The 26,802-nt window shown below is 76.3% G+C and carries 31 protein-coding genes; 17 read left to right on the plus strand and 14 right to left on the minus strand.

Annotation, left to right across the window (positions count from 1 at the left end):
* The first annotated feature begins 36 nt into the window (after positions 1-36).
* Positions 37-465, plus strand: a complete 429-nt coding sequence (locus tag MN205_RS17845) for a hypothetical protein (RefSeq protein WP_242129677.1) — start codon at positions 37-39, stop codon at positions 463-465.
* A 44-nt stretch (positions 466-509) separates the two neighbouring features.
* Here MN205_RS17845 and lexA read toward each other — a convergent pair whose 3' ends face one another.
* On the minus strand, positions 510-1,241 hold the full coding sequence (lexA, locus tag MN205_RS17850) for a transcriptional repressor LexA (protein ID WP_242129679.1): 732 nt from the start codon (positions 1,239-1,241) through the stop codon (positions 510-512).
* Positions 1,242-1,523: 282 nt separating this feature from the next.
* Here lexA and MN205_RS22095 point away from each other — a divergent pair, with 282 nt between their 5' ends.
* The 3 genes from MN205_RS22095 to MN205_RS17865 all read left to right on the plus strand — a co-directional run bounded on the left by MN205_RS22095 (position 1,524) and on the right by MN205_RS17865 (position 3,641).
* Positions 1,524-1,997 carry a LysM peptidoglycan-binding domain-containing protein gene (locus MN205_RS22095; protein WP_242129680.1) on the plus strand — a complete coding sequence of 158 codons (474 nt, stop codon included), beginning with the start codon at positions 1,524-1,526 and terminating at the stop codon, positions 1,995-1,997.
* A 189-nt stretch (positions 1,998-2,186) separates the two neighbouring features.
* Positions 2,187-2,660 carry a transcriptional regulator NrdR gene (nrdR, locus tag MN205_RS17860; RefSeq protein WP_308220303.1) on the plus strand — a complete coding sequence of 158 codons (474 nt, stop codon included), beginning with the start codon at positions 2,187-2,189 and terminating at the stop codon, positions 2,658-2,660.
* Positions 2,661-2,735: 75 nt separating this feature from the next.
* Positions 2,736-3,641 carry a proteasome assembly chaperone family protein gene (locus MN205_RS17865; protein ID WP_242129685.1) on the plus strand — a complete coding sequence of 302 codons (906 nt, stop codon included), beginning with the start codon at positions 2,736-2,738 and terminating at the stop codon, positions 3,639-3,641.
* Positions 3,642-3,689: 48 nt separating this feature from the next.
* Here MN205_RS17865 and MN205_RS17870 read toward each other — a convergent pair whose 3' ends face one another.
* Both MN205_RS17870 and MN205_RS17875 read right to left on the minus strand, forming a co-directional pair.
* Positions 3,690-4,151: a pilus assembly protein CpaE gene (locus MN205_RS17870; RefSeq protein WP_242129687.1), complete on the minus strand. Its 462-nt coding sequence runs from the start codon at positions 4,149-4,151 to the stop codon at positions 3,690-3,692.
* 46 nt (positions 4,152-4,197) lie between these two features.
* Positions 4,198-5,220 carry an NADP-dependent oxidoreductase gene (locus MN205_RS17875; RefSeq protein WP_242129689.1) on the minus strand — a complete coding sequence of 341 codons (1,023 nt, stop codon included), beginning with the start codon at positions 5,218-5,220 and terminating at the stop codon, positions 4,198-4,200.
* 111 nt (positions 5,221-5,331) lie between these two features.
* Here MN205_RS17875 and MN205_RS17880 point away from each other — a divergent pair, with 111 nt between their 5' ends.
* Positions 5,332-5,667 (plus strand): hypothetical protein, encoded by a 336-nt coding sequence (locus tag MN205_RS17880; protein WP_242129691.1) that lies wholly within the window; start codon positions 5,332-5,334, stop codon positions 5,665-5,667.
* 37 nt (positions 5,668-5,704) lie between these two features.
* Here the strand turns inward: MN205_RS17880 and MN205_RS22100 are convergent, their stop codons facing one another.
* A complete protein-coding gene (locus MN205_RS22100) occupies positions 5,705-6,526 on the minus strand; it encodes a transglutaminase family protein (protein WP_242129693.1) in 822 nt (273 codons plus the stop codon).
* Positions 6,527-6,598: 72 nt separating this feature from the next.
* On the opposite strand from MN205_RS22100, the gene MN205_RS17890 reads away from it, so the two are divergent.
* Genes MN205_RS17890 through MN205_RS17900 form a run of 3 tightly spaced genes read left to right on the plus strand, consistent with a single transcriptional unit; the run spans position 6,599 to position 9,161 of the window.
* Positions 6,599-7,318, plus strand: a complete 720-nt coding sequence (locus tag MN205_RS17890; RefSeq protein WP_242129695.1) for an NAD(P)H-binding protein — start codon at positions 6,599-6,601, stop codon at positions 7,316-7,318.
* Between the two features lie 33 nt (positions 7,319-7,351).
* The gene (serA, locus tag MN205_RS17895; protein ID WP_242129697.1) at positions 7,352-8,578 is read left to right on the plus strand and encodes a phosphoglycerate dehydrogenase; all 1,227 of its coding nucleotides are present in this window, start codon (positions 7,352-7,354) and stop codon (positions 8,576-8,578) included.
* A gap of 13 nt (positions 8,579-8,591) precedes the next feature.
* On the plus strand, positions 8,592-9,161 hold the full coding sequence (locus tag MN205_RS17900) for a metallophosphoesterase (protein ID WP_242129698.1): 570 nt from the start codon (positions 8,592-8,594) through the stop codon (positions 9,159-9,161).
* Here the strand turns inward: MN205_RS17900 and MN205_RS17905 are convergent.
* From MN205_RS17905 to MN205_RS17940, 8 genes are all read right to left on the minus strand, one after another.
* Entirely contained in the window at positions 9,104-10,177 is a 1,074-nt protein-coding gene (locus tag MN205_RS17905; protein ID WP_242129699.1) for an LLM class flavin-dependent oxidoreductase, read from the minus strand. The genes MN205_RS17900 and MN205_RS17905 overlap by 58 nt on opposite strands.
* A 76-nt stretch (positions 10,178-10,253) precedes the next feature.
* Positions 10,254-11,318 carry a GNAT family N-acetyltransferase gene (locus MN205_RS22105; RefSeq protein ID WP_242129700.1) on the minus strand — a complete coding sequence of 355 codons (1,065 nt, stop codon included), beginning with the start codon at positions 11,316-11,318 and terminating at the stop codon, positions 10,254-10,256.
* A complete protein-coding gene (locus MN205_RS17915; protein ID WP_308220304.1) occupies positions 11,315-13,651 on the minus strand; it encodes a bifunctional diguanylate cyclase/phosphodiesterase in 2,337 nt (778 codons plus the stop codon). Before MN205_RS17915 ends, MN205_RS22105 begins: the two co-directional genes overlap by 4 nt.
* Before the next feature lie 98 nt (positions 13,652-13,749).
* Entirely contained in the window at positions 13,750-14,601 is an 852-nt protein-coding gene (locus tag MN205_RS17920; protein ID WP_242129701.1) for an EamA family transporter, read from the minus strand.
* Between the two features lie 178 nt (positions 14,602-14,779).
* On the minus strand, positions 14,780-15,706 hold the full coding sequence (locus MN205_RS17925) for a manganese catalase family protein (RefSeq protein WP_242129702.1): 927 nt from the start codon (positions 15,704-15,706) through the stop codon (positions 14,780-14,782).
* Between the two features lie 54 nt (positions 15,707-15,760).
* Positions 15,761-15,979, minus strand: a complete 219-nt coding sequence (locus MN205_RS17930; RefSeq protein WP_242129703.1) for a hypothetical protein — start codon at positions 15,977-15,979, stop codon at positions 15,761-15,763.
* A gap of 92 nt (positions 15,980-16,071) precedes the next feature.
* Positions 16,072-17,283 carry an aromatic acid exporter family protein gene (locus MN205_RS17935; RefSeq protein ID WP_242129704.1) on the minus strand — a complete coding sequence of 404 codons (1,212 nt, stop codon included), beginning with the start codon at positions 17,281-17,283 and terminating at the stop codon, positions 16,072-16,074.
* A gap of 2 nt (positions 17,284-17,285) precedes the next feature.
* Positions 17,286-18,482 (minus strand): zinc-dependent alcohol dehydrogenase, encoded by a 1,197-nt coding sequence (locus MN205_RS17940; RefSeq protein WP_242129705.1) that lies wholly within the window; start codon positions 18,480-18,482, stop codon positions 17,286-17,288.
* A gap of 143 nt (positions 18,483-18,625) precedes the next feature.
* Between MN205_RS17940 and MN205_RS17945 the strand changes: the two genes are divergently transcribed.
* The 6 genes from MN205_RS17945 (at position 18,626) to MN205_RS17970 (ending at position 22,328) form a co-directional block, all read left to right on the plus strand.
* Positions 18,626-18,802, plus strand: coding sequence for an antitoxin (locus tag MN205_RS17945; protein ID WP_242129706.1), 177 nt, complete (start codon positions 18,626-18,628; stop codon positions 18,800-18,802).
* Between the two features lie 50 nt (positions 18,803-18,852).
* Entirely contained in the window at positions 18,853-19,821 is a 969-nt protein-coding gene (locus MN205_RS17950) for a hypothetical protein (RefSeq protein WP_242129708.1), read from the plus strand.
* Entirely contained in the window at positions 19,818-20,240 is a 423-nt protein-coding gene (locus tag MN205_RS17955; RefSeq protein WP_242129710.1) for a phage holin family protein, read from the plus strand. The genes MN205_RS17950 and MN205_RS17955 overlap by 4 nt, the downstream gene beginning before the upstream one ends.
* The gene (locus tag MN205_RS17960; RefSeq protein ID WP_242129712.1) at positions 20,216-21,046 is read left to right on the plus strand and encodes a DUF3618 domain-containing protein; all 831 of its coding nucleotides are present in this window, start codon (positions 20,216-20,218) and stop codon (positions 21,044-21,046) included. Before MN205_RS17955 ends, MN205_RS17960 begins: the two co-directional genes overlap by 25 nt.
* A 70-nt stretch (positions 21,047-21,116) precedes the next feature.
* Positions 21,117-21,263, plus strand: coding sequence for a hypothetical protein (locus tag MN205_RS17965; RefSeq protein ID WP_242129714.1), 147 nt, complete (start codon positions 21,117-21,119; stop codon positions 21,261-21,263).
* A 66-nt stretch (positions 21,264-21,329) separates the two neighbouring features.
* Positions 21,330-22,328, plus strand: coding sequence for a YihY/virulence factor BrkB family protein (locus MN205_RS17970; protein WP_242129716.1), 999 nt, complete (start codon positions 21,330-21,332; stop codon positions 22,326-22,328).
* 38 nt (positions 22,329-22,366) lie between these two features.
* Here the strand turns inward: MN205_RS17970 and MN205_RS17975 are convergent, their stop codons facing one another.
* Together MN205_RS17975 and MN205_RS17980 are read right to left on the minus strand one after the other, a co-directional pair.
* Positions 22,367-23,401 carry an aldo/keto reductase gene (locus tag MN205_RS17975; RefSeq protein WP_242129718.1) on the minus strand — a complete coding sequence of 345 codons (1,035 nt, stop codon included), beginning with the start codon at positions 23,399-23,401 and terminating at the stop codon, positions 22,367-22,369.
* 69 nt (positions 23,402-23,470) lie between these two features.
* The gene (locus MN205_RS17980; RefSeq protein WP_242129720.1) at positions 23,471-24,223 is read right to left on the minus strand and encodes a hypothetical protein; all 753 of its coding nucleotides are present in this window, start codon (positions 24,221-24,223) and stop codon (positions 23,471-23,473) included.
* A 74-nt stretch (positions 24,224-24,297) separates the two neighbouring features.
* Between MN205_RS17980 and MN205_RS17985 the strand changes: the two genes are divergently transcribed.
* From MN205_RS17985 to MN205_RS17995, 3 genes are read left to right on the plus strand one after another with little or no spacing between them, the layout of a single operon-like run.
* Positions 24,298-25,146: a hypothetical protein gene (locus MN205_RS17985; protein WP_242129722.1), complete on the plus strand. Its 849-nt coding sequence runs from the start codon at positions 24,298-24,300 to the stop codon at positions 25,144-25,146.
* Positions 25,143-25,664 carry a SigE family RNA polymerase sigma factor gene (locus tag MN205_RS17990; RefSeq protein WP_242129724.1) on the plus strand — a complete coding sequence of 174 codons (522 nt, stop codon included), beginning with the start codon at positions 25,143-25,145 and terminating at the stop codon, positions 25,662-25,664. The genes MN205_RS17985 and MN205_RS17990 overlap by 4 nt, the downstream gene beginning before the upstream one ends.
* 39 nt (positions 25,665-25,703) lie before the next feature.
* Positions 25,704-26,777: a PfkB family carbohydrate kinase gene (locus MN205_RS17995; RefSeq protein ID WP_242129726.1), complete on the plus strand. Its 1,074-nt coding sequence runs from the start codon at positions 25,704-25,706 to the stop codon at positions 26,775-26,777.
* Positions 26,778-26,802 lie beyond the last annotated feature (25 nt).

The following is a 26,802-nucleotide window of genomic DNA, read 5'->3' on the forward strand; positions in this document are numbered from 1 at the left end:
CCGAGCACCGCGGCACCGAGCCGCCCAGGAGGACCCGTGGACCCCACTGCTGCTCGCCCGGAACGCCTCGAACCGGGCGGTGCCCGCGTGCTCCCCGGGGACCGCGTCCGGCTGGCCCTGCCGGCGGGCGCCGAGGCGCTCGGCCGGGCGCGTCGCTTCGTGCGCCTGTACGCCCAGCAGTGCGGGGTGGACGAGGAGCGCGCGGACGACCTCGTGCAGGCCGCCGCCGAGCTGCTCGGCGCGGAGGGTGCCGTGGAGCAGTTGCAGGCGGTGGAGGTGCGTGAGCTCCCCGACGGGATCACCGTGGTCCTCGACCTCGCCGGTCTGGAGGAGGTGCTCGTGCGGGACGAGGCGGCCGCGCTGCTGTCCGCCCTGACCCGGGACTGGGGCTGGTACCGCGTCCCCGGAGCCCTGCAGGTGTGGTGCGAGGTGGGCGCCGGCGGGGAGGGCCCGCTCGCCGGCTGAGTGGCCGGCGCCCCCCCCCGGGGCGCGACCGGTGGTGCGGGCGCCTACAGGCTGCGCAGCACCGCCGTCACGCGCCCGAGGACGACGGCCTCGTCGCCGTCGATGGGCTCGTAGAGGTCGTTGCGCGGCAGCAGCTTGACGTGGCCGTCGCGCCGCTGGAGCACCTTGACCGTGGCCTCCCCGTCGATCATGGCCGCGACCACGTCGCCGTTCTCGGCGGTGGGCTGCTGGCGCACCACGACCCAGTCGCCGTCGCAGATGGCCGCGTCGACCATGGAGTCGCCCACGACGCGCAGCATGAAGTGCTGGCCGGCGCCCACCAGCTGCGCGGGCAGCGGGAAGACCTCCTCCACCAGCTGCTCGGCGAGGATCGGCCCGCCGGCCGCGATGCGCCCCACCACCGGCACGTACGCCGTGGCGGGGCGCTCGTCGGCGGCCGTGTCCTCGCCCCCGGTGAGCACGCCGTGCGCAGGACCGGGGCCGACGACCTCCAGCGTGCGCGGGCGGCGGGGGTCCTTGCGCAGGTACCCCAGGCGCTCGAGCGTCTTGACCTGGTGCGCGACGCTGCTGGGGCTGGTCAGCCCGACGGCCTGCCCGATCTCGCGCATGCTCGGCGGGTACCCGCGGCGCTCGACCGCCTCGCGGATCGTCTCGAGCACCCGGCGCTGACGGGGCGTCAGGCCCGTCCCGTCCAGCGGGCCGTCGGGCAGGGGGCGCGCGGACGCCGCGGCCCCGTCCCGGCCGTCGTGGTCCGCCCCGTCCAGCACGTCCGTCACGTCCGCTCCCGTCGTCGCGGCCGCGGCGTCCCGCGGCTGCGATCACGCTACCGGTGGCGGACGCCGACCTCAAACACGTGTTCGAACGCGTCGATGCCGCGCGTGCGGCCCGCGCGGTCGAGGTGCGTGTCGGCGGCGGGTGGCAGCGTGCGCGCCGCACGCCGCGCCCCCGGGTCGCCGCGGTCGCCCGCAGGGGTGGTGCGCGGTGCGGGTGGCGGTGTAGAACAGCCCCGCCGGGTCGAACACCCGTTCGAACCGGCTCCCGAGCCGGAGGTCCTCCCCGTGAGCAGCACCGCCCTCGCCCCCGTCCCGGCGGCACCGTCCCGCCGGTCCGCCCGCCGCCCCGCCCGCCTCGTGCCGCACCCCCGCCGCGCCGCGGCCCGCGCGGGTGCCCGCACCAGCCCGCCCGTGCCGCGACGCCGTCCGGCCGCCGCCCCGGTCCGGCGGCCGCTGCGGCTGACCCGCCGCGGGCGCCTGGGCGTGACCTGCACGGCGGCCGGTGCGCTGGCGGGGGTGGCGCTGGCGGTGGCGGCCGCGGTGGGAGAGCCCGCCGCCGCCGGCGGTCCCGGCGGTGCCGCGGCCCCCGCGCCCCTCGTGATGACCGTGCTGCCGGGGCAGACCCTCTCGCAGATCGCCGCCGAGCTGGCCCCGGGGGAGGACTGGCGAGACGTCGCCGCCGAGATCGCCGAGGTCAACGGACTGCCCTCCCAGGCCCTGCGCGCGGGCCAGCGGCTGACCCTGCCCGCGGTGGACTGAGCGGAGGGCCGAGCGGTGGGCCCAGCGGAGGGCCGAGGCGCGCAGCGCGCCCTGCCCGGGCCCCGCAGCGGCCGGGGTCGCGTCCACAGCGCCCCGGTGCGGCTTGCCGACGCCGACACCGGCGACGTACCGTCACCCCACGATCAGGACCCCGGCCCGCCGCCGGGCGCCGCGTGGGAGGGACCTGGGGTGCACTGCCCGTTCTGCCGGCACGCCGATTCGCGCGTGGTCGACTCGCGGACGACCGAGGACGGCAGCAGCATCCGCCGGCGCCGCCAGTGCCCGAACTGCTCCAAGCGCTTCACCACGCTGGAGACCGCGAGCCTGTCGGTGGTGAAGCGCTCGGGCGCCGCCGAGCCGTTCAGCCGCGCGAAGATCGCCAGCGGTGTCCGCAAGGCCTGCCAGGGACGCCCGGTCAGCGAGGACGACATCGCCCTGCTGGCGCACCGGGTCGAGGAGGCCGTGCGCGCCCAGGGCGCCGCGGAGATCGACGCCCACCAGGTCGGCCTGGCGACCCTGCCGTTCCTGCGGGAGCTGGACGAGGTCGCCTACCTGCGCTTCGCCTCCGTGTACCAGGCGTTCGACTCGCTGGCCGACTTCGAGGCCGCCATCGAGCAGCTGCGCGCCGAGCGCCTCGCGCAGCTGGAGCGCACCACCGGCTGACCCGAGGGTCCCGCGTCAGCGCCAGCCGGCGCCACCCGGCACCGGGTGCGCGGGATGGCGGGCGAGAATGGGCCCATGCTGGATCCCAGGTCGCTGTACTCGCTCGAGGGCACCCCGCCCGTGCTGGTGGAGCCGCACCTCGTCGTGGCGCTGTCCGGTTTCATCGACGCCGGCGCCGCCGTGCGGCTGGCCGTGGAGCACCTGCGCGAGGTGTGCACCTCCGAGGTCGTCGCCGTCTTCGACGTCGACCAGCTGCACGACTACCGCGCCCGGCGGCCGACCATGACGTTCGCGGGCGACCACTGGGCGGACTACGCGGCACCGGTCCTGCAGCTCGAGGTGCTGCGCGACGCCGAGGGCTCGGCGCTGCTGCTGCTGAGCGGGCCGGAACCGGACGTGCAGTGGGAGCGGTTCACCCGCGCCGCGTGGCTGCTGGCCGACGACCTCGGCGTCGGGCGCACCATCGTGCTCACCGCCGCCCCCACCGCCGTGCCGCACACCCGCCCCAGCGGCGTGACGGCCAGCGCCAGCCGGCCCGAGCTGCTGGAGGGCTACCGCACGTGGGACGTGGAGGCACAGGTGCCCGGCAACGCGGCGGCGCTGCTGCACCTGCGCGGGGCGCAGGCCGGCCACGACGTGCTCTCGGTGCTGGCCCACGTGCCGCACTACCTGGCGGGCAACGACTACCCCGACGCCGCGGCGGTGCTCGTGCGCACCCTGGCGGGGGAGACGGGCCTGCAGCTGCCCGTCGAGCCGCTGCTGGAGGCGGCCTCCGCCACCCGGGTGGAGGTCGACGCGCAGGTCGCCGACTCGCCGGAGGCCGCCGCGGTCGTGCACGCGCTCGAGGAGCAGTACGACGCGCAGGGCGAGGAGGGGTCGGGTACCGGGGCGGCCAGCGCCTTCCTGCCCACCGCCGAGGAGCTCGGCGCGGAGTTCGAGCGCTTCCTGGCGGGGCGCGAGCAGGAGCCCGGCGAGGACTGAGACGGTCCGGCCGGGCGCCGCGCGGCGCCCGGCCGCTCCGCCGCTCGTTCAGCCGGCCGCGGTGCGGGTGGTGCCGGCCGTGCCGGTGCTGCCGCCCGGCGCGCCCGAGAGGTGGTGCAGGAGCGCCCGCCCGTACGCGTCCGCCGGGTCGGGCGCCTCGAAGGCGTCGGCGCCGCGCTCGTCCAGCAGCAGCACGCGGTGCACGACACCGTCGCCCACGTCACGCCGCTCGAGGCGGGTGAAGCGCTCGCCCAGCAGCTCGCGCAGCTGGTGCTCGGCCGGGAGCCAGCACGCCTCGGGCTGCTCCACGGAGTCCAGCGCCCACTCGGTGGTGCCGTTGAAGCCGATGATCCGGCCCGAGGGGTGCTCGTGCACCTCCGCGGTCATCTCGCTGAGCGTGAACACGTCCTCGTCCATGCCCCGGTGCGGGATGAGGAACCTGTCGCCCGGGGCCGGGTGCCACTCCAGTCCGGCGTCCTTCAGCTGCAGCGCGAGATCGACGGAGATCACCGGTCAAGCATGGCCCCCGGCCGCCGCGAGCGCGAGGCGGCGGGAGTCAGCGCTGCGAGAGGCGCACCAGCATCTTGCCGGTGTTCTCCCCGCGCAGCAGGCCGATCAGGGCCGCCGGTGCGGCCTCGACGCCCTCGCGGACGGTCTCGCGGAAGACGATCCTGCCGTCGGCGAGCCAGCCGCCGACCTCGCGCTCGAAGTCCGCTCGGCGCTCGGCGTGGTCGCCGACGATGAAGCCCTGCAGCCGCAGCCGCTTGCCGACCACGGAGAACAGGTTGCGCGGCCCGGGCGGCGCGGAGCCCAGGTCGCGCGGGGAGTTGTAGGCGGACACGCTGCCGCACAGCGCGAAGCGGGCGAAGTCGTTGGCCACCGCGATCGCCGCCTCCAGGTGGTCGCCGCCGACGTTGTCGAAGTAGACGTCGACCCCGCCGGGCGCGGCCTCGGCCAGGGAGTCCAGGACGGGCCGCTCGCGGTAGTCCAGGCCCGCGTCGAAGCCGAGGTCCTCCGTCAGGTGCCGCGCCTTCTCCGGCCCGCCCGCGCTGCCGACGACGCGCCCGGCGCCGCGCAGCCTCGCGAACTGCCCCACGAGGCTGCCCACGGCGCCGGCGGCGCCGGAGACGAACACCGTCTCGCCCTCGCGCATCGACGCCACGTCCAGCAACCCCACCCAGGCCGTCATGCCGACCATGCCCAGCGGGCCCAGCGCGGCCGTCTCGGGCACGCCCGCGGGCAGGTCCAGGCGGCGCACCGCCGCGGCGGGCAGCACCGCGTGCGTGCGCCAGCCCAGCCCGTGCAGCACGAGGTCGCCGGGGGAGAAGCCGTCCGCGCGCGAGTCCTCCACGACACCGACGGCCGCGCCGTCGAGGGGCCGGCCCAGCTGGTACGGCGGCACGTAGCTGGGCACGTCGTCCATGCGCGGGCGCATGTAGGGGTCCACGGACATGACGAGGGTGCGCACCAGCAGCTGCCCCTCGCCGGGGGCGGGCAGCTCGACGGTGGCGAGGTCGAAGTCGTCGGGGACGGGCTCGCCGTGCGGGCGGCGGACCAGGCGGATCTCTCGGGCGTTCACACCCCCAGCCTCTCCCCGCCGTGCCGCTCGGCGCGCGGCGGGGTAGACACGTCCCCGGACGAGGTCCCGCCGCCGGCGGGACCGGCAGGCACGACGGAGGGACGGACGACGATGGACACGCAGGTCGCGCGCGAACGGCTGCTCGAGTTGCGGCGCGAGCTGCAGGAGACGATCGAGGGCGTCACCTCCCGCATGGAGAACGGCGTCACGGCGGACCTGCCCACCGGCGGGCACGACTTCGGCGACGAGGGCGCCCACGAGCAGCAGGCCGCGGAGCAGGAGGGCCTGCTGGACGGCGCGCGCCGCCGCCTTCAGAGCGTGGAGGACGCCCTGAAGCGCATCGAGGACGGCACCTACGGCGTCTCGGTGGTCTCCGGCAAGCCCATCCCGGACGAGCGGCTCGAGGCGCGCCCGGACGCCGTCACGCTGGCGGACGAGGAGCTCTGAGGGGCGGGGTCCCGCCCCGCCGGGGGCGGCACCGGGGTCAGGGCAGGACCGCGCCCGGCGCCAGGTCGTCGCCGGGCGGTCCGCCGTCCACGGCGGCCAGGACCTCCAGCGCCTCCAGGCGCACCGGCCCGGAGGTGGTGAGGAAGGCCGTGTCGGCCGCGTCGCGGCCCCCGGTGATGCGCACCAGCCCTTGGCGCGGCGCCAGCCGGGTGGCGTCGACGACCTCCCAGGCGTCCACCGGGGCCGCCTCCACCACGGCGTGCAGGTCCATCGGGGCCAGGCCGGGCGCGTAGACGGCGCACACCCGGGCCGGCACGTCCAGGGCCCGCAGCAGGGCCGCGGTCAGGTGGGCGAAGTCCCGGCACACGCCCCGCCGCGCCACGAGGGTGTCCACCGCGGTGTCCGCGGGACTGCTGGAGCCGGGTGCGTACTCCAGGGCGCCGTGCACCCAGGCGGCCACCGCCGCGGGCAGCCGTTCGCGCGGCACGGCGCCGAACTCGCGGGCGGCGAGGGTGCCGAGCAGGTCGGCGGGGCAGTAGCGGCTGGGGCGGGTCAGCTCCCACCGCTCCAGGGGCGTCAGCGGCTGCGCGCGGCGCCGCTCCACGCGCACCGTGGCGGCGTACTCCACCGTCGTGCGGCCGGCGGGGAGGGTGAGCCCGTGCAGGAGCGTGCCGCCGCCGGCCTCGAGGGCGGTGGCTCCCACGGCGCCGTCCGGCCCGTCCACGCGCAGCGACTCGGTCAGCACCCGCACCCCGGGGCGGCGGGCCACGGCGACGCCGAGCGCCGCCTCGGACGGTGTGTCCGCCGCGAGGTGCAGCCTGGCGCGCACGGAGGTCGTGGGGGCGGCGCGGTCCGGCACGCGGGCAGTGTGCCCGACGCCGGTGCGCCGCCCCGGGTGCGGGCCCGCGCGCCGCGGCCTAGCGTCGGAGTCGTGCACGCAGCGATCGCCGGAGCCCACGGACAGGTGGCCCGCTTCCTCACCCGAGCGCTCGCCGAGCGCGGCGACCGGGTGACGGGGCTGGTCCGCAACCCCGACCACGTGGCGGACGTCACCGCCGACGGCGCCCGCGCCGTCCTCGCCGACCTGGAGTCCGCCACCGCGGACGAGGTGGCGGAGCAGCTGCGGGGGGTGGACGCCGTGGTGTTCGCCGCGGGCGCCGGTCCGGGCAGCGGCGCGGCGCGCAAGGACTCCGTGGACCGGGCGGCGGCGGTGCTGCTGGCGGACGCCGCGCAGCGGGCGGGCGTGCGCGACTACCTGCTGGTCTCGTCCTTCGGGGTGGACGCCGTGCGCGACGGCGCCGTGCCCGAGGGGGTCGACGAGGTGTTCGTGGCGTACCTGCGCGCGAAGCTGGCCGCCGAGGAGGAGCTGCTGGCCCGCGCGTCCGCCCCGGACGGGTTGCGGGTGACGGTGCTGCGACCGGGCGGGCTGACGGACGACGCCCCCACAGGCCGGGTGCGGCTGGAGCGCTCCGTGGAGCGCGGCAGCGTGCCGCGCGCCGACGTGGCCGCCGTGTGCGCGGCGCTGCTGGAGCGGCCGGCGCCGCCCGGTGGCCGGGTGCTGGAGCTGGTGGGCGGCGAGGACGCGGTGCCCGACGCGGTGGCGCGCGCGGTGGAGGCGGGTCGGGCCGGCTCCGGGGGTGCGACAGACTAGGCGGTCACACCGCTCGTGACCGCTGGAGGAACCGTGCCCGCCCTGCGCCCCGCCCCTCGCGCGCTCCTGCTGGAGAACATCCACGCCGACGCGCGGACCCTGCTGTCCGAGGCCGGGTGGGAGGTCGAGACGGTCGCCGGCGCCCTGTCCGAGGCCGAGCTGGTCGAGCGCCTCGACGGCGTGCAGCTGCTGGGCATCCGCTCGACCACGCACGTGACCGAGAAGGTGCTGGAGAACGCCCCGGAGCTGCGCGCGATCGGTGCGTTCTGCATCGGCACCAACCAGATCGACCTGTTCGCCGCCGCCGCGCACGGCGTCGCGGTGTTCAACGCGCCGTACAGCAACACCCGCAGCGTCGTGGAGCTGGCGCTGGCGGAGATCATCGCGCTGACGCGCCGGCTGACGGTCAAGGACCGCCTCATGCACGCCGGGGTCTGGGACAAGTCGGCCACCGGTGCGCACGAGGTGCGCGGTCGCCGGCTGGGCATCGTCGGCTACGGCAACATCGGCTCACAGCTGTCGGTGGTGGCCGAGGCGCTGGGCATGAGCGTGTTCTTCTACGACACCGCCGACCGCCTGGCGCTGGGCAACGCGCGCCGCTGCGGCAGCCTGCACGAGGTCCTCGAGGTGGCCGACGTCGTCACGCTGCACGTGGACGGGCGCAGCAGCAACAGCGGGTTCTTCGGCGAGCAGGAGTTCGCCCGCATGCGCCCGGGGTCGATCTTCCTGAACCTCTCGCGCGGCTTCGTCGTCGACCACGTCGCGCTGCGCCGGCACGTCGAGTCCGGCCACATCGCCGGCGCGGCGGTGGACGTGTTCCCGCAGGAGCCCAAGAGCCGCGGGGAGGCGTTCGAGTCGGAGCTGCGGGGCCTGGACAACGTCATCCTCACCCCGCACGTGGGCGGCTCCACGGAGGAGGCGCAGGAGGACATCGGCCGCTTCGTGGCGGCGAAGCTGCGCGACTACGCCCTGCACGGCTCGACGACCCTGAGCGTGAACCTGCCGCCGCTGGCGACGGAGACCACGCCGGGCACGGTGCGCCTGGCCCACCTGCACCGCAACGTGCCCGGGGTGCTGGCGGCGATCAACCGGGTCCTCGCCGACGAGGGCGTGAACATCGAGGGCCAGCAGCTCGCCACGCGCGGGGACCTCGGCTACGTGGTCACCGACATCGCCGCCGCCGCGTCCGAGGACGTCGGCCGCCGGCTGCGCGAGCTGCCGGAGACGGTGCGCGTGCGCCAGCTGGGCTCGCAGGACTGACCCGGCGCGCGCGGTGAGCGCGGCGCGGCTGCTGCTGCTGGCGGACACCCACCTGCCACGGCGGGCGAAGGACCTGCCCGCCGCGGTGTGGGACGCGGTGGCGGCCGCCGACGTGGTCGTGCACGCCGGCGACTGGGTCGACGAGGCCACCGTCCTGGCGCTGCGCGAGCGTTCGCGCCGGCTGGTGGGCGTCGCCGGCAACAACGACGGCGCGGACGTGCGCGCGCACCTGGGGGAGTTCGCGTCCTTCGAGGCCGGGGGTCTGCGCTTCGGCGTGGTGCACGAGACGGGGGCGGCGGCCGGTCGCGAGCGCCGCTGCGACGCCCGCTTCGCCGGGCAGCTGGACGTGCTGGTCTTCGGGCACAGCCACGTGCCGTGGGACTCCACGACCCCGGCGGGCGTGCGGCTGCTGAACCCCGGCTCGCCCACCGACCGCCGCCGGCAGCCGGCGTGCACGTACCTGACGCTGACGGCGCAGGACGGGCGGTTGCGCGACGTGCGCCTGCACGCGCTGCCGCCGCGGGCTCAGCGCGTCGCCGCGGTGCGCGGCGCCAGCCCCCAGGCGCGCGCCAGCAGCTCGTAGGAGCGCTCCCGCTCCGCGTGCCCGTGCACCGGCGTGAGCACCACGAGCTCGTCGGCTCCCGTGGCGGCCACGAGGGCGTGCAGCCGCCGCGCCACCTCGGGCGCCGTGCCGGCGACGACGCGGCCGTCGAGCTCCTCGGCCAGCTGCCCGGCGACGTGCCGCTCCGCCGGCGTCCACGCGTGCGCGGCGGCCTCCTCCGCGCTCGGCAGCGGTCCCGGGCGGCCCAGGCGCGCCCGCACGCTCGCCAGCTCGTGCGCGCGGAGCAGGGCCCGCGCCCGTTCCTCCGCGTCCGCGACGATCGCCACGACCGTCAGCAGCGCGTGCGGCGCGGCCCGGTGCGCGCAGGGCCGGAAACCCTCCCGGTAGGTGCGCAGCAGCGCCACCGGGTCGGCGGTGCCCAGGTGCCCGGCGTGGGCGTACCCGGTGCCCAGACGCGCGGCGGTCGTCGCGCCCCGCTCGCTGGAGCCCAGCACCCACACCGGCGGCAGCGGCACGCCGTCCGGCACCGCGCGCACCCCCGCCAGGCGGTGTCCCGGCGCGAAGCCGTCCACGTGCCCCAGCAGCTCGGTGAACCGCTCGGTGAAGTCGTCGGGGCCGGGGCCGGGGCCGGGGCCGGGGTCGGGCCGGGTGCCGCGCAGCGCCAGGGCGGTGCGCGCGTCGGTGCCGGGAGCCCGGCCCAGGCCCAGGTCGATGCGCCCGGGGTGCAGGGCGGCCAGCACCCGGAAGGCCTCCGCCACGGCCAGCGGCGCGTGGTTGGGCAGCATCACCCCGCCCGCGCCGACGCGCAGCTCACCGGTCGCGGCGGCGACCGCCGCGGCCAGCACCGCCGGCGCCGAGCCGGCCGTCGAGGGCTGGTTGTGGTGCTCGGCCAGCCAGTAGCGGTGGTACCCGAACCGCTCCGCCGCCCGGGCCAGCTCGACCGTGCGGCGCAGCGCCGTCGCCGCGGGCGTGCCCGAGGGGACCGGTGACAGGTCCAGCACGGACAGGGGGACGACGGGCGGCGGTGCGGGGCTCACGCCGGGCCAACGGGGCCACCGCGGCGGCCGTTCCGGCCGGTGCCGGTGCCGGTGCAGGCGCTGGGGAGGGGCCGGGTCAGGGGCGGCGCACCGCCACGCGCGCCGCGGCGCCGTCGGCGGCCAGCAGCGTCTCCGGCGCCACCCCCGTCATCCAGTCCAGCAGCTGCACCCCGTCGGTGAGCAGCGCCCGCCGCAGCACCGCGGCCTCCAGCAGCCGCCCCGGTGCGTAGCGCGCGAACCGGGTGCGGAACCTGCCCTCGAGGACCCCGTGGCGCTCGCCGTCCCGCACCCCCAGCACGTACGCCGCCAGCTCGCCGTCCAGGTGCAGCGAGGCGACCTCGAGCGCTCCCGCGCTCGCCAGCTCGCGGGCGCGCGCCTGCCAGGCCGCCCGGCCCGCCGGGGTGCTCAGCACGCACGGCAGGCCGTGGGCGTCGTCGCGGTCGCGGTGGGCGACCTCCAGGTCGGGCAGCAGCTCCTCCAGGGCCGCCGGGGCGGACGTGAACGACAGCCGCACCGTCAGGCCGTCCGCGGCGATGCGGTTGCGGGACTTGCGCAGCGTCTTCCGGGTGCCGTGGCTGAGCAGGTCCAGCGGGTCGCCGTCCGCGGGGCGGCGCACGAACGGCACCGCGGCCAGCGGGTGCACACCGGCTCCCGCGCCGGCGGCCAGCGCCCGGGTGACGGCGTCGTCGGGCAGGTCCTCCAGCTCGAGGCGGGTGCCGCGGGACGCCGCGCCCGCGGTCAGGGCGCAGCCCAGCGCACGGGCGTCGTCCGCCGTGGCGGCGGCGACGCCGGCGAGGTAGCCGTCCCCGCCGGCGGCCAGGGTGCTGCGGCGCTCGCCGGGTGCGGCGGGGGAGAGCTCGTCGACGAGGACGGCGGCGGCGCGCGGGCGGCCGGCCGCGTCGCGCACCAGCACCGCCCACGGCGCGGCCGCCGGCCGCACCGACAGGCGCGCGCGCCACCACGGCAGCCGTGCCGTCACCGGCTGCCCCAGGTCCGCGGCCAGCGCGTCGGCCTCCGGCAGGACCGCCCCGACGGCGGCGGCGCCCTCCACCCGATCGGTCCCGGGCAGCCCGCCCACCTCGCGCCGGCCCGGCGGGACCCGCACCGGCACCGGGGTCGTGCCCAGCACCGGTGTGCTCACGAGGTCACCCCCGCCGCGGGCGCGGTGGCGGGAGCGGCTGCCGCGGGAGCCGCCGCGCGGTGCCGCAGCAGCCAGGCCGTCAGCTCCGCCGCGGGCAGCGCCTTGCTGAAGTACCAGCCCTGCACCACGTCGCACCCGGCGTCGGTGAGCTCGCGGCAGGTCTCGGCGTCCTCGACGCCCTCGGCGACCAGCCGCAGCCCCAGCGAGTGCGCCAGCATGATCGTGGAGCGGACGATGGCCAGCGCCCTCGGGTCCGAGCCCAGGTCGGTGACGAAGGAGCGGTCCAGCTTCAGGTCGTCCACGGGCAGCTGGCGCAGGTACGCCAGCGAGGAGTAGCCCGTGCCGTAGTCGTCGACGGCCACCCGCACCCCGCGGCGGCGCAGCCCGTCGAGGATGACCTGCGCGCGCTCGCGGTCGGCCATGAGGAAGTCCTCGGTGATCTCGATCTCCAGCAGGTGCGCCGGCAGGTCGCGCTCGGCGAGCAGCCGCTGCACGCGGTCGGGCAGGCGCGGGTCGGACAGCGACGAGGCGGACAGGTTCACCGCGACCGCCAGCGCGTCACCGGCCAGGTACCAGTCGCGGGCCTGGTCCAGCGCCTGCTCCAGCACGGCCACGGTCATCTCCTCCATGAGCCCGGCCCCCTCGACGACCGGCAGGAACGCGTCCGGGTACAGCAGGCCCCGGGTGGGGTGGTACCAGCGCACGAGCGCCTCGACGCCGCCGACGCGGCCGGTGCCGGTGTCCACCTTCGGCTGGTAGTGCAGCGTCAGCGCCCGCTGCTGCACGGCCTCGCGCACGAGCTCCGCGGTGGCTAGCCGGTCGCCGGAGGCGAACTCGTCGGCCGCCACGTCGTACGTGAACGTGCCCAGGCCGCGGGTCTTGGCGCGGTACATCGCGACGTCGGCGCGGCGCAGCAGCGCCGAGGCGTCCAGTGCGGCGGAGGGCAGCGCGGCGAGGCCGATGCTGGCCCGCACCCGCACCTGCAGCCCCTCGACGGCGATCGGAGCCTCCAGCGCCGCGTGCACCGCGGCGGCGACCGACTCGGCGACCGGAGGGGCGGCACCGAGCAGGAGGGCGAACTCGTCGCCGCCCAGGCGCACGACCTCCCGGGCGGCGCTCTCCCGGCCGACGCGCCGCAGCCGCTCGCCGACGGCGCGCAGCAGCTCGTCGCCGGCGTGGTGGCCGAGGCTGTCGTTGACCTCCTTGAAGCGGTCCAGGTCCAGCAGCAGCAGCGCCACCTCCGGCTGCCCGTCGCGGTCCCGCCCCGCCTCCTCGACGGCGCGGTACACGGCGCGGCGGTTGCCCAGTCCCGTCACCTCGTCGGTGAGGGCCAGCTCGCGGCTCTCGGCGAGGTTCGCCACCTGCCGGAACGTCAGCAGCAGTCGCCCCAGCGCCGCCACCACGGTCGCCGCGGCCAGCGCGACGGCCACCGGGTGCAGTCGCAGGGTGTGGTCGAGGACCAGCACCCCGAGGGCCAGCACCGTGGACAGCAGGGGGATGGCCACGACCGCCCACCGCGGCAGCCGGAGCCGGCTGCGCCGCTGCGGCCAGCCCGGTGCGAGCGCCATGAGGACCACGCCCAGGACCCACACGCCGTCGCCGAGCCGCCCCGACACGTACGTGCCGTGGGCGGTGCGCAGCAGGTAGACGGTGTCGGCGACCACGAACAGCACCAGGCCGGCCGCCAGCAGCCACAGCCCGCGCGGCGGCCGCCAGCCGTGCGTGGCGAGCACCGAGGCGAGCAGCGTCAGCAGCACGAGGTCCAGCAGCGGGGAGGCGGTGGTCACGGCGACGGCGGCCCACCCCTCGGCGGGCACGTCCAGGATCTCGCCGAGGACGGCGGCGGCCGCGGTGGCGCTCACCGCCAGACCGGCGAGGAGCCCGTCCAGCCACAGCTCCCGGGTGGAGCGGTCGCCGCGGCGGCGCGCCGCGAGGACCAGCGCCGCGAACGCCAGGGGGTAGAAGGACAGGAACAGCGCGTCCGAGCCGGACGGGTACGGCGGGTCGGCCATCGGCCGCACCACGAACGTCCAGAACACGTTCCCGCCGCCGTACAGGGCCAGCCCCGTACCCAACAGGTAGCCCGCCAGCCGGCTGCCCGAGCGCCCGACCGCTGCGCGGTGCGCCCGCAGCAGGCACAGCAGCGCCGCGGACCCGTAGGCGAGGTTGTTCAGGACGCCGTCGAGCAGGAACCGGTACCCCTCCTGCGGGCGAACCCCGGGGACCGTGCTGACGAAGAACAGCAGGGGCGCCAGGAGCAGGAGCGCGTGCAGCGCCCGCGAGCGCCGCGAGCAGCCGGCGGACGGGGCGCCGGCGGGCGCCTGTTCGGCCACGGGAACCTCCTGCTCGGACACAGCAGGTGGATCGGCAGCGGGACGGCTCCTCCGCACCGCCGAACGGGTGGCCGGCGCGACCCCGCGACCGGACCCGGTCAGCCCAGGCCGGCGCACACGGCACCGACGAGCACGACGACCACACCGGCCGCCTGCACGCGGCTGAGGCGCTCGCCGTGGACCTGCCGCGCCAGGAGCACGGTGACGGCCGGGTAGAGGGAGGCCAGGACCGCGACGACGCTGACGAGCGCGCTGCGGGAGGCGAGCGCGTAGGCGGCCGTGGCGGCCAGGTCCAGCACGCCCAGCGCCAGCAGCAGCGGCAGGTCGCGCGGCTGCACGCGACCCGGGCCCTGCGCGCCGCGGCGCGCCAGGGCGGCGGCGACCACGAGGGCGGCGGAGGTGACGCGCATGCCCAGCAGCGTCGCGGGCACGGAGGAGGCGCTGCCCCGGGCCAGCGCCCAGATCTCCACGCCGAACAGGACGGCGGCCAGCAGCGCCAGCGCGACGGCGGCACCCTGCCGGCCGGCTCCGCCGCGCAGGTCGGGGCCGGCGGAGGCCACCACGCCGGCGATCGCGATCGCGACACCGGCCAGCTGCACCGGGGCCGGGCGCTCACCGGCCGCCAGGCCGAGCAGGACGGGCAGCACGGCGCCGCCGGCGGCGATGGGCGCGACGACGCCCATGGTGCCGCGGGCCAGCGCGGTGTACAGGGCGGCCATGGCCCCGGCCCAGGTGACGCCCGCCAGCAGCGACCACCCCAGCCACGACGCGACGGGAGCACCCGCCCCCGCCCCGAGGGAGCCGCCGAGGACGGCCAGCAGCACGGCGCACGAGAGGACCTGGGAGACGGCGAGCACCTGCACCGCGCGCAGGCGCCGGCTGACGGTCCCGCCGAGGAAGTCGGAGGTGCCCCACAGGGCGCTGGCCAGCAGCGCGAGCGCCGCGCTCACGCGCTCGTCCCTCGCGTGCGGTGGTGCTCGGTCCGGGTCGGTGCGCAGGTCACGGTCGAGGTGTCGGTTTCCCGTGGACCGGCCTTGACCACCCGGGCACCGGAGGCCGCTGCGTCGCCGGGAGCGGCGAGGGGCGGGGCACCCNCCCCGCCCCCCGATCCCCCCGCGGGGGAGGACCTCAGTGCTTGTCGCCGGTGATGGCGTCCTTCACCTTGGTGACCACGTTCTCGGCCTGCTGCGCCGCGGCACCGGCGGCGTTGCCGGGCTTGCCCGGTCCCTGGCTGCCGTCGTAGGTGACGAACTGCAGCGGGTCGGGCGCGGGCAGGACGCCGTCGTCCTCGGTCAGCGGCCGCAGCGGCTCCGCGCGGAACGGCTCGCCGTCGACGACGCTGTTGCCGGTGGCCCACAGGCCCTCACCGGCGCGGCTGCCGTTGGTGGAGGTGTAGAAGACGTGGGCGGCGTCCTTGTTCTCCCAGTCGCCGTTGGAGCGCTCGATCTCGGACTCGGTGTAGCCCTCCTCCACCAGCATCTGGATGCCGAGCAGCCACTGCTGCTGGTGGTAGGTGTCGCGGGCCAGGTTGAAGGCCAGCATGTCCTTCACACCGCGGTCGTCCGTCATGTTGGCGATGCGGCTGGTCATCAGCCGGCTCTGCCCCTCGGCGGCGGCGTTGGAGCGGAAGTCCGTCAGCAGGTTGCCGCTGGAGACGATGTAGCCGGCGTTCCACGGGTTGCCCTGGCTGTCGGTGGGCCGGGCGCCACCACCGGAGACGATGGCGTGCTGCGGGTTCTGGCCACCGAGGACCGCGGCGAGCACCGGGTTGGCGGCGGCGGCCTTCTCGGTCGTCTCGCCCGGGGCGCCCTCCAGCAGGCGGGCGAGCATGACGGTGAGCATCTCGACGTGCGAGATCTCCTCCGTCCCGATGTCCATGATCATGTCCTTGTACTTGCCGGGGACGCGGCAGTTCCACCCCTGGAAGAGGTACTGCATCATCACGGTCATCTCGCCGAACTGACCGCCCAGGATCTCCTGGAACTTGGCGGCGAAGAGCGCGTCGGGCTTCTCCGGCTTGGCGGTGAACTGCAGTTCACGGGTGTGCTGGTACACGCAGGTCCCTCCTGGATCCTTCTCGCTGGTCGTCTCCGGACCCGGTCCGTCGGGTCAGTTCTTCTCGTACGACTTCAGTGCGTTGCCCAAGCCGAAGAAGGTCGGCGCCCACTGGCCGATGAAGATGCCCCAGCGGTCGGCGCGGTCGATGCCGGCGCCCTTCTCCTTCTCCTTGGACGTCAGCCACGACGCGAAGGACAGCCCGATGCTGCCGAAGGCGGCCGCGTAGGCCCACTCGGACTTGATGCCGGCGTCGTGCAGGTACTTGACCACGAAGGGCTCCTCTCATCGGTTCCTCGGCGTTGCCGCTCGTGAGTTCCCCGTACCCGCCTCCGCCGCCTTCAACCGCGCCGCTCGCGAGGAGGTCACCCGCTCCGGCGCAACGGGTGCCGCCACCGGGGCCCGGCCCGCCGCGGCCGCCCACCGCCGCCGGAGGACGTCCCGGGCAGCGTCCACGGGGTGGGGGCGACGGCCTCCGGGTCCGCTTCCGCCTCCGCGCGGTCCCCCTCCAGCACGCCCAGGCAGCGGCGCACCGCGGTGACGACGGCCCCGGCGGTCTGCCGGTCGCGCTCGTTGGTGTACTCGGCCGCGGCCACGGCGGCCGACAGCCGCTGCACCTCCTCGCGCAGCGCGCTCGTGCGCTCGGCGGGGGAGTCGCCGTCCAGGTGCTCGCGCACCACGGCCGCCGTCGCGGTGAGGGTTGCGGCCACCTGCTGGCGCAGCACGGCCTCGTCCAGGGCGACACCCCGCTCAGTGGTGTTCTGCACCTCCACCAGCAGCGACGTCAGCTCCTCCACGCGCACGGCGAGGTTGCCCAGCAGCAGCAGGCGCTCCTGCCGGCGCCGCAGGTCGTTCCGGTGCCAGCGCGCGCGCAGGTTGCCCCGCAGGGAGTCGTCCACCTCCTCACCCGTCACCCGTGCCGCCGCGCGCACCGGCTCGACCGAGCGCAGGCGCCGGGACCACTCCTCGGCGTCGGGCGGGTCGTCGCGGCGCAGGCCCTCGGCGAGGTCGCCGAGCTGCTCCGCGAGGACCTGCCCCAGCTGCTCCAGGGCGCTGTCGGACTGCAGCAGCGGGAGTTCCGGCAGCAGGGTGTTCACGGCGACGGCGACGGCGCCGCCGAGCGTGGTGAGGCCGACGTAGGCCAGCACGTACGTGACGGGGTCGGAAGCGCCGACGACCAGCACGAACAGCGCGGCGGTGAGGACCCAGCTGCGCTGGTCGCCCAGCGACCGCCAGCCGGCCAGCAGGGTCGCGGCGAACACCACGACGGCGAGGACGACCGGCCCGGACCCGAGGGTGAGCTCCGCCGCCAGGGCGAGGACCCCGCCGAGCACGATGCCCGCGACGGCCTGGGAGGAGTTGCGCACCGAGGAGCGCACCGTCGTGTAGGAGCCGACGACCGCGCCCAGCGGTGCGTAGTAGGGGTAGGTCTCAGCGGGCGCGAACGGCAGCCACAGCGCGATCTGCCACGCGATCACCGCGGCGACGGCGCTGCGCAGCGCCAGCCCCAGCCGGGGCCAGCGGCCGAACAGCGCCCCGCGGGCGGTGTCGCGCAGGGAGTGCCCGTGGTGCTGCACGCTCAGGGCCGCAGGACGACCTTGACGCAACCGTCCGCCTTCTCCTGGAACATCGCGTACGCCTCCGGGGCGTCGTCCAGGGCCACCCGGTGGGTGGTCAGGTCCATCACGCCCAGCGGGTCCGCCGGGTCCTCCACGAGGGGCAGGACGTCGTCGAGCCAGCGGCGCACGTTGCACTGCCCCATGCGCAACTGGATCTGCTTGTCGAACATTGTCATCATCGGCAACGGGTCCGCCTCGCCGCCGTAGACGCCGGAGAGCGAGACGGTGCCGCCGCGGCGCACGGCGCCCACGGCGGTCCGCAGCGCACCCAGGCGGTCGATGCCGCCGGTCTCCATGACCTTCTGCGCTGCCGCGTCGGGCAGCAGCCCCGCGGCGGTCTGCGCGACCTTCGCGATCGCCCCCTCGGGACCGCCGTGCGCCTCCATCCCCACGGCGTCCACGACGGAGTCCGGCCCGCGGCCGTCGAAGCGCTCCAGCAGCTGTGTCGCGGCGTCGTTCCCCGAGGCGTCGGTGAGGTCGATCGTGGTGACGCCGTGCCGCTCGGCCATCGCGCGCCGCTCGGGCACCGGGTCCACGCCCACGACCTCGTACCCCAGGTGCCGGCCGATCCGGGCGGCCACCTGCCCCACCGGCCCCAGCCCCAGGACGGCCAGGCTGCCGCCGTCCGGGACCCCGGCGTACGCCACCGCCTGCCACGCGGTGGGCACGACGTCGGAGAGGAACAGGTACCGCTCGTCGGGCAGGTCGTCACCGACCTTGATCGGCCCGTAGTCGGCGTGCGGGACCCGCAGGTACTCCGCCTGCCCGCCGGGTACGGACCCGTACAGCGAGGTGTAGCCGAACAGCGCCGCACCGGACCCCTTCTCCCGCACCTGCGTCGTCTCGCACTGCGTCTGCAGGCCGCGCTCGCACATGAAGCAGCGACCGCACGCGATCTGGAACGGGATCACCACGCGGTCGCCCACGGACAGGTTCGGGACCTCCGGGCCGACCTCCTCGACGATCCCCATCGGCTCGTGGCCCAGGACGTCGCCCTTCGACAGGTACGGCGTCAGGACCTCGTACAGGTGCAGGTCGGAACCGCAGATCGCGGTGGACGTGATGCGGACGACGGCGTCGGTCGGTTCCACCACGCGGGGGTCGGGGACCTCCTGCACGCGAACGGACCGCTTGCCCTGCCAGGTGAGTGCCTTCACGCGCTCAACTGTCGCGCGGGTGCTCCCGGTCGGCACGTCCGGAGGTCGCGTGTTTGACCTCCCGCCGTCCGGGTAGTCCCTCCGTGACCGCAACTGATCACCGCACCGGTCTCGAAGGCCGGTCCAGCCACGAGGAGACCGACGTGGGGATCGCCGACAAGGCCCAGCAGTTCGCCGAGGGCCACGAGTCACAGACCGACCAGGCCATCGACAAGGCCGGCGACGCCGCGGACGCCAGGACCGGCGGCGAGCACGCGAGCGGTGTCGACACCGCTCAGCAGAAGGCGGACGACGCCGTCGGCGGCGACCAGAAGGCTTGAGCGGCGTCCGACCAGGTCACCGCAGTCAGCACCCTCACGAGGAGGCGAACATGTCGACGTACGACGTGACGGGCGGCGCAGGATCGCCGTCCGCCGGTGCCGGCGGCACCGGCGGCGCCAAGCAGCGCGCCCAGGAGACCGCGGGTTCCGCGAAGGAGCAGGCCGGCCAGGTGGCCGGCACCGCGAAGGAGCAGGCCGGCCAGGTGGCCGGCACCGCGAAGGAGCAGGCCGGCCACGTGGCCGGCACCGCGAAGGAGCAGGCGGGGGCCGTGGCCGGCACCGCCAAGGAGGAGGCCGGGCACGTCGCGGCCTCTGCGCAGGAGCAGCTCGGCGAGGTGCTGCACGAGGCGCAGAGCCACGCCGGGGACCTGCTGGGCGAGCTGCGCCGGCAGGTCGACGAGCAGACCACCGGCCAGCGCGACAAGCTGGCGGCGTTCCTGCAGCAGGCCGGTTCCGAGCTGTCGCAGATGGCCCGGGCCAGCGAGGGCTCGGGCACGGCCACGCAGCTGGTGCGCCAGGTCGGCGAGCGCGCCGGCACGTGGGGCGAGGCGCTGGCGAACCGCGAGCCGCGCGAGCTGCTGGAGGAGGTGCGCTCCTACGCGCGCCGCCGTCCCGGGGCGTTCCTGCTGGGGGCCCTGGCCGCCGGTGCGCTCGCCGGCCGGGTCACCCGCGGGGCGCAGGCCGCCCACAGCTCCTCCGGGGGCAAGGGCGCCGAGGGGCGTGAGCTGGAGCCCCTGAGCACCGCGCCGACCCCCGCGGCGGGCACCGACGCCACCCTCGACCTGCGCGGCAGCGACCGGTCGTCCACCTACGCCGCGGGCGTGACCGGCACGGGCACCACGGCGACCGGTGCGGCCACCACCTCCGGCACCGGGCTGCCCGGTGCCCCGGGTGCCGGCGGGGTCGAGGCGGACGTCGCGCGCTACGGCGAGAACCCCGACGAGGACCTCGTCCCGCGCCACATCGCCTCCGACGTCCCGTCGGTGTCGGACACCCCGACCCACGGACGTCGGCCGTGAGCGGCGCGACGAGCGCGCCCCGCCCCGAGCCCGAGGGCGGCGGCGAGCGCTCCATCGGCGAGATCTTCTCCAGCATCACCACCGAGATGTCCGCGCTGGTGCGCCAGGAGATCGCCCTCGCGAAGACCGAACTGCGCCAGGACGCCAAGAACGCCGGCCGCGGTGCGGGAATGTTCGCCGGAGCGGGCGTGGCGGGGCACCTGTTCCTGGCCTCCCTGACCGCTCTGGCGATCCTGGCGCTGGGCGACCTGATCGGCCACGCCTGGGCCGCGCTCGTCGTCACCGTCGTGTGGGGCGTCGTGGCGGCCGTGCTCGCCAAGAGCGGCCAGAAGGCGATGAAGCAGGTCCCGCCCCCGCTGGAGCGGACCACCGTGACACTGAAGGAGGACGCGCAATGGGCCAAGCACCCGACGAGCTGAGCGGCCACGCCGGACCCGGCAGCCCCGAGCAGATCGAGAGCGAGATCGCCGGGACGCGCTCCGCGCTGAGCGCCGACCTCGACGAGCTGACCGACCGGCTCAGCCCCTCGAACGTCGCGCAGCGCCAGGCCGACAAGGTCAAGGACAGGGCGACCGGGCTGAAGGACCGCGTCATGGGTTCCGCCCACGACGCCGCCGACTCGGTCATGGGCTCCGCCCACGACGCGGCCGACTCGGTGCGCGGCAAGGCGGGCGACGTGCGCGGCAAGGCGGGCGACGTGCGCCACCGCGCCGGCGACTCGGCCGGTGGCCTGCGCGAGGGCGCCGCGGGCACCGCCGGCGACGCCAAGGGCGCCGTGACGACGAAGGCGCGCGGCAACCCGCTGGCCGCCGGGCTCATCGCCTTCGGGGCGGGCTGGCTGCTCTCCTCGCTGGTCCCGGCCAGCGAGAAGGAGACGCGGGCGACCGCGAAGGCCGTCGACGCCGCCAAGGAGCACGGCGGCGGTGTGGTCGAGGCCGCGAAGGGCGTGGCGACGGACGTGCGCGAGAACCTGCAGGAGCAGGCGACGCAGGCTGCGCACGAGGTGGCCGACACCGCCAAGCAGGGCGTGGACACCGTCCGCTCCGACGCGCAGGACGCCGCCGCCCACGTCAAGGAGCACGGGCAGTCCGCGGCCGGCGAGGTCAAGGACCAGGGCCAGTCCGCGGCCGGCGAGGTCAAGGACCAGGGCCAGTCCGCGGCCGGCGAGGTCAAGGGCCAGGGCCAGTCCGCGGCCGGCGAGGTCCGCGGCACCGCCCGCAGCTGATCTGGACCCGGCAGGACCCGACGACGGCCCCGCCCCCTCCGGGGGGCGGGGCCGTGGACGAGGAGGACGTGTGAGCACCGGACCGGACGAGAACACCCGCCCTCGGGGCGAGCAGGACGCCGTGCAGGAGAGCACGGACGACCTCGTCGACGAGGCGCTGGACACCGACGACGCCGACGCGCCGTCCGAACCCCGCGGCGGCACGCACATCCCCTGAGCAGCACTGCGCGACGCCGACGTGCTCGGCGCGCGCCCCGGTGCGGGGGACGGGAGAGTGGAGACCATGAGCAGGACGACGCAGCGCGACAGCGCGGGCAGCGACGAGCTGTCCGTGCAGCACGACGACCACGGCGAGAAGGCCCAGTCCCCCCAGCAGATCCCCGCGAAGGGCTGGCTGCAGGTCTCCAAGCGGGCCTGGGGCGAGGCCAGCGACGACCAGGTGCCGCTGCTGGCGGCGGGCGTCGCGTTCAAGGCGTTCCTGGCCATCTTCCCGGCGCTGACCGCGGCGTTCCTGCTGTGGAGCCTGTTCGGCAACCCCGACCAGATCACGAACCAGATCGACCAGATCTCCGCGATCCCGCAGGAGGCCCGCGACCTGGTGACCAGCCAGGTCGAGCACGTCAGCGAGAACAAGGCCAGTGCCGGGTGGAGCGCCGCCCTGGCCATCGTGCTGGCGCTGTGGAGCGCTTCCAGCGGCGTGCAGAACCTCATGGCCGCCACGAACATGGCCTACGACGAGGACGAGACCCGCGGTTTCGTCAAGCGCAAGGGCGTGGCCCTGCTGCTGACGCTCGGCGCGATCGTCTTCATGCTGCTGGCCATCGGGTTCATCGCCGTCGCGCCGGTCCTGGTCAACGCGCTCGGCGCCAGCGGTGTCGTGAACGTCGTCGTCAGCGTCCTGCGCTGGGTGCTGCTGCTGGGCCTGGTGCTGGTGGCACTGGCCGTGGTGTACCGGCTGGCCCCGGACCGCGACTCGCCGCGGATGAAGTGGACCTCGGTCGGGGCGGGGGTCGCCACCGCGCTGTGGCTGCTCGTCTCGATCGGTTTCTCGCTCTACGTCACGCTGGCCGGCGGCAGTTCCTACGTGAAGAACTACGGCGCGCTGGCCGGTGTGGTGATCCTGCTGATGTGGCTGTGGCTGACCAGCTACGCCATCCTCCTCGGCGCCGAGATCAACGCGGAGTCGGAACGTCAGACGGACCACGACACCACCGTCGGCGACCCGCAGCCCATGGGGGAGCGCGACGCCGTCGCGGCGGACCGCAAGCCCGAGGACCGCTAGGCCCCCGGGCTCACGACCCGCTCAGCGCAGCCGCAGGTTCACCGTCCGCCGGTGAGCTTGCGGCTGCGCTGCTGCTCGCCCGGGACGCCGTACGGGTAGTCCGCCGGCTGCGGGTCGCTGGCGGTGTCCAGCGCGTCCAGCTCGTCGGCCTCCAGCTCCAGGTCCGCGGAACCCAGGTTGTCGCGCAGCTGCTCGAGCGTGCGCGCGCCGAGGATCACCGAGGACACCGCCGGCTGCGCCGCCAGCCACGCCAGCGACACCTGCGCCATGGACGCCCCGCGCGCCTCCGCGACCTGCTGCACCGCGGCGATGACGTCCCAGGTGCGCTGCTGGGAGTTCCGGCGCGCGTACGCCTCCACGCCCCGTTCGGGGTTCTCGCCCAGCCGCGTCGCACCGGTGGGGGCGTTGTCGCGGGTGTACTTGCCCGACAGCCAGCCACCGCCCAGCGGCGACCACGGCAGCAACCCCAGGCCGTTCTCCTCCGCGGCCGGCACGATCTCCCACTCGATCTCGCGCACCAGCAGGCTGTACTGCGGCTGCAGCGTCACCGGCCGCACCAGGCCCGACGCGTCGGCCGTGCTCACCGCCTTCTGCAGCTGCCAGCCCGTGAAGTTCGACAGGCCCACGTTGTGGACCTTGCCGGCGCGCACGAACGCGTCGAGCGTCTCCAGCGTCTCCTCGATCGGGGTCCACGGGTCCCAGGCGTGCACCTGGTACAGGTCGACCGCGTCCAGGCCGAGCCGGCGCAGCGAGGCGTCCAGCGCGCGGGTCAGGTGCCGGCGCGAGAGGCCGACGCCGTTGGGCTCCCCCGAGGTGGGGAAGCGCCCCTTGGTGGCCAGCACCACCCGCTCGGTCACCTCCGCGGGGCGGGCGGCGAACCACGCCCCGACGATCTCCTCGGAGGTGCCCGCGCTGTAGACGTCGGCGGTGTCCACCAGCGTGCCGCCGGCCTCCACGAACGCGTCGAGCTGCGCGAAGGCGCCGTCGCGGTCGGTCTCCGCGCCGAACGTCATGGTGCCGAGGGCGAGGTGGGAGACGGACGTGCCGCTGCTGCCCAGGGTCCGGTACTCCATCGTGCGTTCCTCCAGACGGGTGGACTGACGGGGGGGATCCCCGCACCCCATCCTGCTCCGCGCCCGCCCTCAGTCGACCGAGGGGCCCGGCTGCTCCCCCCACGCCCCCGTCGTGGTGTCGAAGCGCCAGTACTGCGCCACCACCTCCCCGCCCGCGCTCGCCCGCGTGACGAAGACCGCGCCGTCGTCGAAGAGCGGGTTCCCCAGCAGCACGGGTGAACCCTCGCCCTCCTCGACCCCCTCGCGCGGCACCAGCGACCACCGGCCGCCGTGGTGGCTGGCCACCACCGCGTTCACGCCTGAGTGCAGCGTGCCGCCCTGCAGGTACACCACCGCGTCGGACCAGAGGTCCTGCGTCAGGTGCCGCCACTGCACCGCACCACCCTCGCGGTCGGCCAGCACCGGTTCGGGCAGGGCCAGCGTCGCGTCCGCGACCCAGCCCGAGCGCTCCCAGTGCAGCAGTTCCAGCGTCGCGCCGGTGCCCTCGTCGGTGACGAGCGCGGCCAGCGCCGGCTGGTCGGGCGTCGCCGGGTCCAGCGAGACCACGTCCGCGCCCCGGGCGCCGGCCAGGTCGGACAGGGCCTGGTCGGCGGCCGAGTCGGTGGGTGTCGCGTACGTCGTCGGCGGGGCGGTCGCGCTCCCCGCCGGAGCGGTGGTCGCGGCCGGGGCGGTGGGGGTGGCCGTGGTGGTGGTCGCCGCGGGGGAGGTGGCGGTGGTGGCCGGCTCCGCGGTCGCGGCCGGGGCGGTGCCGCCGCCGCAGGCGGCGACACCGGCCACGGCGAGCAGCAGCGGCAGCAGGGAACGGGTGGTCCTGGTGAGCATCACGTGCAACGGACGCGCCGGCCGGCGCGTCCGTTGCACGGCGGCCCGCACGGGGCGCGGGACGGGGGAGGACCGTGGACGGGTACCAGCACGGCGAGGGGCACGACGACGGGTGCGGCGACGACCCGGTGGCCGGGGCGCTGCGGGCGCTGGGGAGCAGCGACCCCGGCGTGGACGTGGTCGCCCTGAGCGCGGCGGCCCGCGGCCGGTCCCGAGCGGTGCGCCGCCGGCGGCGCACCGTGGCCGGCGCGGTCGCGGCGGTGGCCGTGGTGGTGCCGCTGGGCCTGTCGCAGTGGTCCGTCGCCCCGCCGCCGGTGCGCACCCCGGCCGTGGCGCCGCAGCAGGCCGCCGGGGTGCCTCCCGAGGCGCTGCTCGACGACGCCGCCGTGCGCGAGCTGCTGCCGTCGGCCGTCGCGGACCCCGCCCTGGCGGCAGCGGTGCAGCCGGAGGTGGAGCCCGCTGCGAGCAGCCCGGCGGTGGGCCTGTGCCGCGACGACGTCTTCGGCCTGCCGGCGACCGTGGTCGCCGCTCGCTCGGCCGGCTGGTACGTGGAGAGCACCGTCGTGCAGCCGCTGCGGCAGTCGGTGGGTGAGCGGGTGCTCCTCTTCCGCGACGGCGGGGCGCGCGAGTTCGTGCTCCAGGCGCGCGAGCAGGCCGGTGGGTGCGCCGCGGACGCGCCGGGGTCCGCGACGTGGCGGGTGCGGCCCGGCTCCGGCGTCGGGGACGACTCGGTGACCGGGTGGACGACCCCCTTCGAGGGGCAGAACCCCCAGCACCGGGTGCGGGTGGTGGCCCGCGAGGGCGACGTCGTGGTCGACCTCACGGCCGAGGTCTTCGCCGCGGACGAGAGCGCCCTGGTGCAGCGGGTGCAGGCGCTGGCGGGCGAGGCGCTGGCGCGCGCCGGTGCGGGGGTGACCCGGTGAGCCCGGCGGGCACCGCGCTGCGGGAGGCTCCGGGCGTGCTGACGTTCGAGGAGTTCGTGGCCGCGCGCGGCCCGGCCCTCGTCCGGCTGGCGCGCGGGCTGCTGCGCGACCCGGACACCGCCGAGGACGTCGTGCAGGACGTCCTGGCCAAGGCGCTGCTGTCCTGGCGGCGCGTGGCCGGTGCGGACGACCCGGTCGCCTACGTCAACCGGATGGTCGTCAACGCGTGCACGTCCTGGTGGCGCCGCGCCGCCCGCCGCGAGCGGCCCGCCGGTGAGGCCCTGCCCGAGGCGTCCGGGCGCGCCCGCCCCGACGCCAGCACCCAGCTGGCCGACCGCGACCAGCTGCTCACCGCGCTGCGCGCCCTGCCGGTCAAGCAGCGCACCGTGCTGGTGCTGCGCTACTTCGAGGACATGGCCGACGAGCAGATCGCCGATCTGCTCGACGTCACCACCGGCACGGTGCGCAGCAACGCCCACCGCGGCCTGGCGACCCTGCGCGGCGCCGTGCAGCGCTGAACCGTTGCGGGGCCCGGCGCGATCGCCCAGCATCGGGGCGTGCCCGAGAACCCGCCGCCCTTCGACGTCCACGTGCGCGGCACGGTGTTCCTGGACATCGTCTTCACCGGCCTGGAGGCCGAGCCGCGCCTGGGCACGGAGGTGTGGACCTCCGGCATGGGCTCGTGCCCGGGCGGCATCGCGAACATGGCCGTGGCCGCCGCGCGCCTGGGCCTGCGCACCTCGCTGGCAGCGGCGTTCAGCACCGACGCCTACGGGCGGTTCTGCTGGGAGACGCTGGGGCAGCAGGAGGGGGTGGACCTGTCCACCTCCCACCGCGTCGAGGGCTGGCACTCGCCGGTCACCGTCTCCCTCGCCTACGGCGGCGACCGGGCGATGGTCACCCACGAGCACCCGCCCCCGGTGCCGGACCCGGTGGAGGTGCCGGCGGCGCGAGCGTGCCTGGCGCACCTGGAGGCGGACCCGCAGCCGTGGGTGCTGCGCGCGGAGGACCAGGGCGCGCTGGTGTTCGCCGATGTCGGGTGGGACTCCTCGACGCAGTGGAGCCCGGACGTGCTCGCCGGGCTGGAGCACTGCTACGCCTTCCTGCCCAACCACGTCGAGGCGATGCGGTACACCCGCACCGACGACGCCGAGGCCGCGGTGGCCGCGCTGGCGGAGCGGGTGCCGGTGGCCGTCGTCACGCGCGGGGCGGACGGCGCGGTGGCGGTGGACCAGACGACGGGGGAGAGCGCGCAGGTGCCGGGGCTGCGGATGGAGGCGCTGGACGCCACCGGGGCCGGGGACGTGTTCGGCGCGGGCTTCCTCACCGGCACCCTGGCCGGCTGGCCGCTGGCGGACCGGCTGGCGTTCGCGAACCTGTGTGCGGGGCTGAGCGTGCAGCAGTTCGGCGGTTCGCTGTCGGCGCCGGGGTGGGGGGACATCGCCGACTGGTTCTCGCACCTGCGCCTGGGCCCGCGCACCTCGGCCACGGCGGAGCTCCTGCGCCGCTACGGGTTCCTGCGCGACGTGCTGCCCGCCGAGCACGGTCGCTCGGTGCGCCGGGCCGGGGCGACGCTGGCGGTGCGCAACGACCTGCCCGTCGGGCCCAGCGCCCCGCCGGTCCCGCGCTGACGCGGCGGGGGCGTACCGTCGAGGG

The sequence above is a fragment of the Kineococcus sp. TRM81007 genome, assembly GCF_022669155.1.
GTDB lineage: Bacteria > Actinomycetota > Actinomycetes > Actinomycetales > Kineococcaceae > Kineococcus.